Here is a 10,597-nt window from a genome sequence, read left to right on the forward strand (position 1 = left end):
TTTCATAGTATTCGAGATACTTTATATGCTTATAGTTGCTTATCGAATAGAAATCCAACTAATGTCTCTTTGTCTTTAGTAGACAATATTTCTCCACTTGGTAATGCAGTCGGGTTGACGTCGAAGAGTGATTTTAATAAGTCTGCCCAATAATTATCATAGACATAATCATTATCAATTAAATCACTATGCATTACTAAGCCTGCTTCTATCCCTAAGAATCCGCGCACTTTGGCTCCAAGACCTAATGATCCACTGATTCCAACTCCGAACGTAAGCTCATTGTGAATCGACAATCGGATGTCTTCCCATTTGCTCACATAGTTCATTGCTATTGCTATCAGCATTTTCTTGATTTCTGGGTCCATGTTTGAGAAAGAGTCTCCATCACCACTATAAAATCCAGTTCTGTTACCAATTTCGGCTGCAGTCATTTTTAGAAGCTTAGAGAATACGGCTGCGACACCTGCATTAGCGTCTAATATTGGTGTTAATGCAGTATCATTGTATAATGTTAAGGCATAAGCTATTCTGTCATCTACAGCATCAAATTCGTTGAATGTAACAAGTCTGTCTTGCAGTAATGCGACTTCAGGTATGTCTTGAGAATCTAACTCTAATTGTGCAATACTAATACGAGTCATAATTATCAAAGCTTTGATACCTTCGATATAGTCTTGTCCAGCAATTTTATAGTCTAAATCTAAGAATGACGCTAATGAAAAACCTCCAACACCTCTGGTAGCGTTCATGAATTTCGTTTTTGCGCCTATCCAGCGATTTCCAACGATACGTTGACTTCTTTTTATGGACCTCAACTTCCTTGAAGCATAAGCGAAATTGAAGCGTTTTCTAAATTCAACGCCATCCAGATTGTCAAGAATGTCTTGAAGTGTTTCCCCAAATTTAAATGAAGTGGTATTGGCATAATTTCCAATTTTCAGCGCGCTATCGCTAAATCCTCCTGTAATGGCATCAACGGTTCCTGATAGATCAAAGTTATATGTAGTTTCGTACCCGTATTCTAAGTAACGATCTAAATCACCTGAGAAATTATAGAATGAAATCAGTTTTTTACTGTTTCTGATCATTTTCTGGAATGTAAAATCAAATGTACTTGTATCGTTATCTATGACATCTGGTTCATCTGAAATATTATAGATAAGTCCTAATTTCATTCCCAATCCCTGATTTAAAGCAAAACCTGGAAGAATTGGGAAACCAAAAAGCCCTTTAGCAATTGAGGTAAAAAATTCAGCATGAATTGATCCTTCTCCAAATGCAAACATTTTTATTTCGAGTGGTACACGTGTACCATCTGTTCTCATACACTTGCTGTAATCACTTCCTACAAAATAATTTACATCAATATCAAAACCAAAACCAAAATTTCCACCTATTCCGATACCTCCAGATATTGCAGCTCCAGATAATAATGAGGCAAGTTTTGTAGGCTTGGCAAATTTTTCATCCACATTATTGTTTGCCCAAGCATTTTGATCATCAGAATTCCCAAAACTTAAACCAGCACTTGCTTCAGCTCCTGCTTCTGCATAAGCACCAGTATATACTTTTAGCTTGGTCATATAATTCCATAAATCAACATTGAAGTTTTGTGCAGCTCTGTAGAATGCAAAAGGCGCTATGACTGGTAATACAACTCCTGCACCTGTATACATCATTGATGCAAGACCTCTTGATAGTGGATCATTTCCTGTGACAGGAATTTCAAATTCTATGAGTGCATTGACTGCTCCTCCACCTTGTGCAGAAGCACCAACAGCTGCTCTAATTCCATCTTTTTTACGTTTTCTGTTATTTCCTCCAAACCAAAATCCGAATCCAGCTTCTACTCCAACATCTGCTCCTACTTTGAGTTCGCCAAAAGCACTAATTTTTAAAATATGATCTCCAATGGTATCTGTATCTTTTCTCCAGATAGAGACATCTCCTTCAAAATCGGCTCCAATAAACGCGTAAGTTGCTCCAAGTTGTATTTTGAAACGTCTCCCTTCTGAACGTCGAGGAAACAAGGTTTCAATAGCAAATTCTGCTAGTTCTACTACAGGATCGCCACTGTCTAATGCATCCAAATACTCTCTATTGACAATTCGCCATAACGATTCGGCACATTGTCTGGAAGGAATCCACATATAGTGATTTCCGTTTGCATTTAGGTTTACTTGAATTTTTTCATCGACAGGTTCATCTTCATGAATATAATCGTACTTACTGTCTATCCCAGTTACATACTGTAAAAATGTATCGTATAAATCTACTGGATTTTGATTTGCTTGCAAGTAGGTTTCTAAACTATCATAAGCGCTACGATGATCTACTTCCTTAAAAAAGCTTTTCCCTGGCAGCGGATAAATACTTCTCGTAGTATCTGTCTGCAAATCTCCTTCTGGATCTGGGTTATTAGCATAAATAAGCAGATTTAAACAGAATTTAAAGAAAGGCATATCTTCAATTAAAGTTCCTTTACTAGGGAATCTGATGATATCCGCTGGACTTGCATTTGGATTATCTGGATCGTTTGGATCAAAAATTTCACCATCTGCATTTTGTGGAAATATTTTTACTTCATCATAATAATGTTCTTGAATAATAGCCTTCAATTGCGTGTTTGTAAAATTTAAAGGAGTTTGCGTCGTAGGGCGTGCTGGAATTCTGTATAATTTTGAATGTACGTCAGGCATAGGTGCTCTATATTCTCCATTTGGTCCTTCTTCCCAATGTTCCCATATATATGCAGCTTGAATATGTCCTTCTATAGAAATATTATCTTTAAAAGCTCTTAACAATTCTGCTTCTCCTTCGGGAGTTTGTGTATGTTTACTAGCAGAGACTACTACTACTTGATACCAACCATCTGCTGTAGATGGATGTTTTCTTAATACATGAATAATGTCTCCTTCTTTTAATCGAACAATTTCTTGACTCGCGTTTACAATTGGTTCTTCAAATAATCGTACATAATTCACTCCGGAAGGTGTATTATACACAACGGTATCCTTACCAATGTATTCGGATTCTCCATAATTAATAATTGTTCCACCATTAATTGCATCATACCCACCAATTCTGTTGAGTGCTTTGTCTAACTCAAAAATTGTTTTTCTACCTACTATACCGTCAGCTATTGCTGCTAATTCTGGTGTGTTTTGCTGAAAAACTTCTACGCTTAACTTTGTAATTTCTGCAAAAGTTCCTACAAAACCTCCATCAACATCTGCTGGTCCCCATTTTAAGTTTCGAGCATTTGTCAATTCTGCTGGTGTTATACCCGGTATTTCCTGAACTACTGTGAATAACGCAATATTTAATAAGCGTACCGCTTCTTCATTGTTTTCTCGATCTAAAGCTAAAGAAGCACCTTTTCCCATATTGATGCGATTTAAGGTTCTATTTCTTCTAAATAACTCAGAACTTAATGGCGGTTGATTATCTGGGTAAAATTCAGCTTCTTGCGTAAGCGCATTTTGTGCTGCTGTTTCTGTTATATATATTGCCATTAGAATGTTGTTTTATAATTACTTGCTGGTTCTTCACGATTATCCGTGATTCTTGTGTAGATGTACATATTTGTAAATACATGCTTTTCCTTGAGTATACCTCCATTTTCAACTACTCCTTTAAGCAATAATTGATATCTACCAATAGTTGTATTTTCTGCTTTTTTATCGTAAAGACTGCTGTAGCGAACTCCTAAGTACACTTGGTTGACATTATTTACTCCAAATTCAGTATCTCTAAGCGTTTTTAGTGTGTTGAATTGATCTTTAGAGATGGTAACACAATCAAAGTATTCGAAGTCGAGTTCGAATTCTACACCATCATTGATACTATTGTTCGACAAAAAGAATAGCAACGTAGGACTTGCCGAATCGGTTACATAGTCAGATACTGTACCACTTGGTGTAAACACCAAACGTTTGTACGGTATGTTTGTAAAACTTTGTTTTTGTAATGTGACATTTAAATCCTTTTTTGTTAGCCCAAAAAGGAAATCTGCTTGTTGTGATATCTTAAAGGATGTTAGATTAGCTATTTCACGTTCGTTATTAACTCGTGCAGATCGGTATACATTTTTCTCTTCTATGTAAGCAAAAAAAGTTAGGTTATTATCATCTTCAGCTAAGCCTATTTTTGGAATGTATCGTTGATCATAATAATACCCATAAGTCCCTGAAGTCATAAATGCATTTTCTGTAGAATATACACGTGCTGATACTTCTCCTGCTGTATGAGCAGTTCCCAATTTCATATCAAATATTGGAAACATTAAATCAAGTACATGATCATCGTGTCTCAATAGTGCTTCTTCTAAATTAGCGTTTATGACAGGATTTGCGGGGTTTATAATACGTCTTGGGACAATCCCTCTAAAACTGTGCGTCGGCTTAAAGTCTAGCAACATTTTAATATGATGGTAGGAGCTTGTTGGTCCGTTTGATAGATTATTTATCACAATCTTCACAGTGGTATCTTTGTATTCTGCTTCTCCAATAAAAATAGCATCTTCGCCATTTGCAATAAAATCTTCATAATTGAGCAATGGCATTGATTTCACATAATTGCCACCTTCGAAATTGCTTTCTTGATACGAATCATCATTTAAGTCTAAAATACTTTTTCCGTATACTAAGAGAGTTCTTTCTAGAATATGACCTTTTGTTCGATCTTTCCATTCTACTCCATCCGTAGTTTTGTATGGTGTAGCTACATTAAACGTTGGATAAATATTAGCTAGACTTTTTACTTGATTTACAAAAGAAATATAGTATGGCAATTTCCCCTCAGGTCTTGTTGCTGAGATAGAATCAAATGTAAATATTGGCCAGTTATTAGCACCATAGTGAAATGCATTTGAATTTATTCCGTGTTGATATGGAATGAAATCTCCTAAAATATGATGTAATCTTTTGTTTAATGTTGAAGAACCATATTCATAATAGAAATTTTGATAATAATTATAAGAATGCCCTGTTTGATGACGAATATCGATATACGTTTTGTGCTTGTTTGTAAAATCACTTAACAAAAGTTCTTTATCTAGAACCTCTGAGAAAGTTGCACTTGTTTCGTTAAACGCTTTTAATTCGTTATCTACCAAGATAAAGTTTCCATAAAAAGCTGCAGCATCAAAATAGTTTAGAACCTCTTGCTTATAGTATTTTTTTTCATTGTTTGAATACGCAGAAACATCTAAGATATGTTCTTCAGATGCTCTAAGTGTTCCCATGTTTGCTTCAAAACCAATTTGGTCACCAATGATTTCAAAACCAGCAAGGTTCGCTGTACTAAATTTACCTAAAATTGCACCTGCTTCTACTATGGGCAATTGAAATGTAATGTCGTTAGGTGTTTTAAAGAAGATTTCTTCCAATAAGACTTCATCTACGACGTAATCATCTGTCGTTTGATCAGCTGAGGCTGAATAAGAATATCCTAAATGCCTCGGAATTGCCGGATCATTGTCCGGGTTTTGCGTATCTGCATTGAGACGCGCTTTGTTTTCGATAACAGCCGTTTTTATATCAGGAGCTCCTGCAATTGGAGAAGAAGCCAATATTTCAGGGAAATCTGTACCCGTATCTGGATTGGGAATAATGATTGAATCTTTCTTTATTCCTCTATAAATAAAGTAAGCAATACCATCATATTCCCAGTCTACTGGGTTCACAGGTTTTAATGCAATATTAATCAAATCGGGATTACCACTTGCCTCTTGTATGAGTACTAAAGATTTGCATGTGGCAATCGCAAAATTTTGATATGAATTTGAAAATTTATGAGTGCTTTGCAGCCTATACTTATTTTCATCTATTGCACCAAACTCCCTTTGATTCGATTGATCCTGATTCTCCCATGACTGTTTATCAGTAAAGAAAAAGAAGTTTTCCATGTTCGTTTATTTTTTTCAATTAAAGTATATATGAATGCATAGTTTAAATCCATTCACCATGATCACTGTTGGGCATTTAATTTCGTGGGAGGAGTAATTAACTTTTTATCAATAGTGAATTACTGGTTATAAAAGAAGGGAATATTAAATAGCTAAGATTGGTGCTATTCAACTCTAAATCAGCAAAAATTCTTGCTTAGAATTATTTTAATTTCAAAAAACCTGTCATTTTAATGTTTACTTATTATTAGTTTCACAGGGAATTGAAAGCTTTTCACATAAAATAACAGTTTTTTAAACCAATAAAAGAACTTTCACTCCTTTTATTCATTCATATTTATTACAAAGAACCAAATTATTATTCACAATTGTAATTTTTCAAACTCAAACATTCTGTAGTTGCAGTACTTACCGAATATCCCTGTAATACTCACACTTTTCAACTTTTGATAAAAAAGTTTTTATTAAGAATGAAATGTAAACTGATTGTTTTGAATTGTTTTTACTATTTTTATAACAATGAAAAAGTCATTTTTTAAAATATTAGCAAAATTGAATAAGATATTATTGCCTTCTTTTTCAAAAAAGCAATTAGATTTAAGCAAGGCTTCTAAATTTCAATTAGCTATCATTGGCTGGCGTTATTACGTCACTACCAAAGCTTTAGATTGAAAGAATTTTTTACTGACATCGTGTAGATTTATTCTAAAACAAAAAAAGATTAATTTTTTACTATTTATTATTTGTATTTGTTGCAAAAACAGATATATTTGCACCCGCAATATACAAATGGCCTCGTAGCATAACTGAATAGTGCACTTGATTACGGCTCAAGAGGTTGCAGGTTTGAATCCTGCCGAGGTCACAAAAAACGCTGTAAATCGTTGATTTACAGCGTTTTTATTTTTTAGTTGCCACCACAGTAGCCAATTTTCTAAAAATATAGGTTATAAAAGTTCGTTTTATACTCTTCGAAATCCAGTATTTTGAACAGTAAGCGCCTTACCGTTTCTTACACATTTTGTATAGCCCTGAAGACATTCAACACATTCTCCAGATAATAACCTTGCCTCTATTTCGTATGGATTGTTATCATATCCTTTATCACGATGTTGTTTTATGTAATTTTTCAAAAAAGGAAATAAGCCCTCTCTTTGATACTGCATCCAATGTATGCGCTCATGCTCTAAAAGCATTTTATTGTCTCTTTCAGATTCTTTTATAAAAATACCAAATGGAGGTATTGTAATTCCATTAAAACCTCCTATTATTCGGTTTGTATAATATACTGGCGCTTCTTTTTTCTTTTGAATTTCATTATAAGCTAAAAACACAGCTAATGTTAGTAGTCCAAATTGTTTCATAATACCAATGTTTTCTCTTTAAACAACTCATCGTATTTTTTTGGGTTTCGTTTTTTGAACCCTTCGCGCCAAATGAGATACTGACCATTGCCGTAACGTCCTGTGTTTTCCATAAGGAAATCTTTAACAGTGACCAACGCATCAACAACGTGTGTCCATGCCTGATCGCCTTTAAAATTTCCACTTTTGGTGACTTCAAATATTAAAATGAAAGAAATGTTTGGATATTTTTTAATAAAACGATCTTCAAATTCGTGCGGTTTCATTTTTGTGCGGTGTATATAAGTATTGATCATGTCAATAAATATGAATTGATATTGACCAGACTTACACAATTTTTCCAACTCATCTATTGTTCTTACCTGAGAAGAAAAGGCACGTGAATTGTGTTCAAGATTTGATAGTTTCCAAAGATCCTGTGTACTCTTATTGAATCCTTGATCCGCGAAGTTGTAGAGAACGTTGCCGAAATTAGTTAAATAAGAAGCCAAGGCTAAAGCTCCGGAGGTTTTTCCATTTTTAGGCGCACCCCAAAATGCGACCTTCATATTTTTAGCTGGAGACTGCATAAAATCTCCCCAAATACCTTCAAATTCTAACGAGTCAAATTGCATGTTCATCAACTCATTTGAGCTTATTGCACCCTTACTTGGCTTTGGTCTATTCTTAATAGGTGTGGAAGGTGCTGACAGTTTATATGCAGTTTTGCTTGCCACCAAAGGAGCTTCTGGAATAGTCCCTTTGTCTACTCCAGAATGACTCACCTTTGGTTTTAAATCCGCAACGATTTGCTGTGTATTGGTTTGCGCAACATCTACTTCTAAGACTCTGAAATTTGGCTGATTCAGACTACCTTTTTTTTTTTACATACTTGCTGTATCTTTCCTCCAGGTATAAACTTATAGCCTTTCTTTAACTGTCCATTCTTATTGATTCCCTCGCACTTCACTCTATTGGTACACATACTTCGTTTAGGAAGTGATAAGCCAACTAACTCAGGTTCAATTTTTACTGAAGGTTTTTCAATATACTTCGTTAATGCTTTTTTAGCATTTACAATTTCATCATACAAACGATTGCCTTTTTCAACGCGATCTTTTGCAATGGCATTTTCAATTCTTTTTAACAGACGCGTTGCTTTTTCAACATCTGGCTTGTAACCTTGCATAAGAATGAATGAATTAAGCAATCCAATTGCGGTATTTATCTTCTGGCTACCAACATATTTTTCAATGTCATGGTAAAGCTTCTTGTCTTTAAATTCCGTAATAGTAACATTGTTTTTGCTAGGGTTTTTCAACTCTGGTTTAATGACCTCAAATAGCGCAATTATCTTTTTGTTGACTTTGGTAAATAAGTCTGCATCTAGACTTGTCTTACGTACCTTTCGGTGTAATGCTGCCTTTTGAAACGCATTGTAAAGCAATTGAACTTTTCTGAAGGAAATATTTTCAGGCTTCTTTAACATATTAAAAAAACGACGAATGAGTTTGTATTCCTCCGAATAATGATCAACTGTTTTTATATCTACATTTTTTTCAACTTTTTTGACATTTTTCTTTGATTTACTTTTAGTTTTTGGAATAATAGAATATAATTCTGGATGTTTTTTTCTTAAAATATTTTCTAATTTATCTACCTTAAAATAAAAATCAAGCTCAACATTTTCATGCTTAACAAGCTCATCTATAGATACAATTCCTAATCCTGCATTCTGATAATCTCCATTTAATATCACATAAGCGAAAAATTCATTTTTTTTATCATTAATATCAAGAATATACCAATGTGACCCTCCATGGAAATAATGTGCGTGAACAATCATATTTTTTCCTTTGTCTTTTTTTGGAATTGATTCTAATTCTTTTTCAAGTCTTAAAATCACATCATCTAATTCTTGCTTATTTTGCTCTATAAGAAGCTGTTGCTGATGATTAGGTATTAATTTTTTTACAAAAATCGTATTATTTAATTGCTCTTGTATTGATATCCTATCATTAATCATTTTCTTTTCAGATTTAGTTTTTTTAGTAAAGCTTAAAAGCCTATTTACAGTGTAAATTGCGTTTTCAGTATGCTTACGAGTCCAACACCTCCAATTTGGTGACCACCTAAATCCTTTTGATTTAAGTTCTTTTATTATCTCTTTTTTTGGTTTTTCATCATGAAAAATTTTTACTCGGTCATCTTCAATAGTAACATATCCTCCTTCAAATTCAATATCTTCCCAAGTAGATTTTCTTTCAATTCTAGACTGCATTATTTTCACTTTTTCTTCAGTTCGTTTGATAGTTGCGTTATTGTTAGTAAGAACAAATGATGGAATTTTCAGCTCTTTCCAGTGACCTCCTAATTTTAAAAGGTGTTTTTCCTGAAAGCCTAATTCAAGTAAATATTTAGTCAATTCAGGGATATTGTCTATTTTACTTTTTCTGGCTGCTTTATTGATTTCTTTATATTCAATTTGATCAATTTTAAGTTCTTCAAGTCTCTTCTCTGCAATTTCTAATTCATCTTCTGGACTTTTTGTTGGAACGCGATTTACAGCTTTGAAATACTTTGTTCTCCATTTTTCAAAATCATTATATGCTCCATCTGCCCAATTAGAGTATTTTTGCGCACGTCTTACAGGAAAATTAGAAGGTCCTGTAATCATTGAAGAAATACAACGAGACTTTGCGCTCATCCATTTAGAAAATTTTTCAATGAATTTTGCTTTATAATTACCTTGTTTTTCTCCTAAAAGTTTTAAATCTTCTTCCAAGACTTTTGAATAACTTTTAACATAGTCTATTGCGCGTCTTTCTGGTGAAAATGACGTGCCTTGATGAGCTCTGTAACATAAATCATATAAATCACCAAGTATGTATTTATTTAAATCTTGTTTCATTTTATTTTAAGTAATAATTTATTTTAAACATCAATCACCATTCGTTTACCTAGGACATTTAATACAAATTTCAATGCTAAATTTTGTGGGTTGTATAAAGTCTCAATGTTATTTATATTATTTAATATTCCAGAAGTTGGCACATTGTATTTCATAAAAGGTAGTATATAACTGCTCTGAGGTTGTATTTCTATTTCAGAAATATCTGCCTGAGCCATACCTAAAAATTGTCCGTCAATAGTAAATACTTCTACACTTTTAAGTTCAACACTTGAGTATGTGTTTAGAGTCAGTGAATTTTGAGTTGGATTTATTATTTCTAACTGAGCTTCAAATTGAATTCTTTGAATATTAATGTCAAAATTCCGAATCCCCACAATGTTAACTCGTAAGTTGTTTAAAATAGCTATTACACTATTGTACTTTCTTTTT

The 10,597-nt window shown here is 33.5% G+C and carries 7 protein-coding genes and 1 tRNA gene; 2 read left to right on the forward strand and 6 right to left on the reverse strand.

Annotated elements, in window-relative coordinates:
• Positions 1 to 29 precede the first annotated feature (29 nt).
• Positions 30 to 3,518 carry a hypothetical protein gene (locus MK119_RS11545; RefSeq protein WP_290678666.1) on the reverse strand — a complete coding sequence of 1,163 codons (3,489 nt, stop codon included), beginning with the start codon at positions 3,516 to 3,518 and terminating at the stop codon, positions 30 to 32.
• The gene (locus MK119_RS11550; RefSeq protein WP_290678669.1) at positions 3,518 to 5,911 is read right to left on the reverse strand and encodes a hypothetical protein; all 2,394 of its coding nucleotides are present in this window, start codon (positions 5,909 to 5,911) and stop codon (positions 3,518 to 3,520) included. Before MK119_RS11550 ends, MK119_RS11545 begins: the two co-directional genes overlap by 1 nt.
• A gap of 519 nt (positions 5,912 to 6,430) precedes the next feature.
• Here MK119_RS11550 and MK119_RS11555 point away from each other — a divergent pair.
• Together MK119_RS11555 and MK119_RS11560 are read left to right on the forward strand one after the other, a co-directional pair.
• Positions 6,431 to 6,583 (forward strand): SsrA-binding protein, encoded by a 153-nt coding sequence (locus tag MK119_RS11555; protein WP_290678672.1) that lies wholly within the window; start codon positions 6,431 to 6,433, stop codon positions 6,581 to 6,583.
• Positions 6,584 to 6,702: 119 nt separating this feature from the next.
• Positions 6,703 to 6,776 (forward strand) — tRNA-Arg (locus tag MK119_RS11560).
• Positions 6,777 to 6,873: 97 nt separating this feature from the next.
• On the opposite strand, the gene MK119_RS11565 is transcribed toward MK119_RS11560, so the two are convergent.
• The 4 genes from MK119_RS11565 to MK119_RS11580 all read right to left on the reverse strand — a co-directional run.
• A complete protein-coding gene (locus MK119_RS11565; RefSeq protein ID WP_290678675.1) occupies positions 6,874 to 7,275 on the reverse strand; it encodes a hypothetical protein in 402 nt (133 codons plus the stop codon).
• Positions 7,272 to 8,039, reverse strand: coding sequence for a hypothetical protein (locus tag MK119_RS11570; RefSeq protein WP_290678676.1), 768 nt, complete (start codon positions 8,037 to 8,039; stop codon positions 7,272 to 7,274). Before MK119_RS11570 ends, MK119_RS11565 begins: the two co-directional genes overlap by 4 nt.
• An 80-nt stretch (positions 8,040 to 8,119) precedes the next feature.
• Positions 8,120 to 10,165 (reverse strand): hypothetical protein, encoded by a 2,046-nt coding sequence (locus tag MK119_RS11575; protein ID WP_290678679.1) that lies wholly within the window; start codon positions 10,163 to 10,165, stop codon positions 8,120 to 8,122.
• A gap of 23 nt (positions 10,166 to 10,188) precedes the next feature.
• A partial coding sequence (locus MK119_RS11580) for a hypothetical protein (protein ID WP_290678681.1) occupies positions 10,189 to 10,597 on the reverse strand: 409 nt, incomplete at its 5' end.

Source organism: Kordia sp. (assembly GCF_022447245.1).
Taxonomy (GTDB): domain Bacteria; phylum Bacteroidota; class Bacteroidia; order Flavobacteriales; family Flavobacteriaceae; genus Kordia.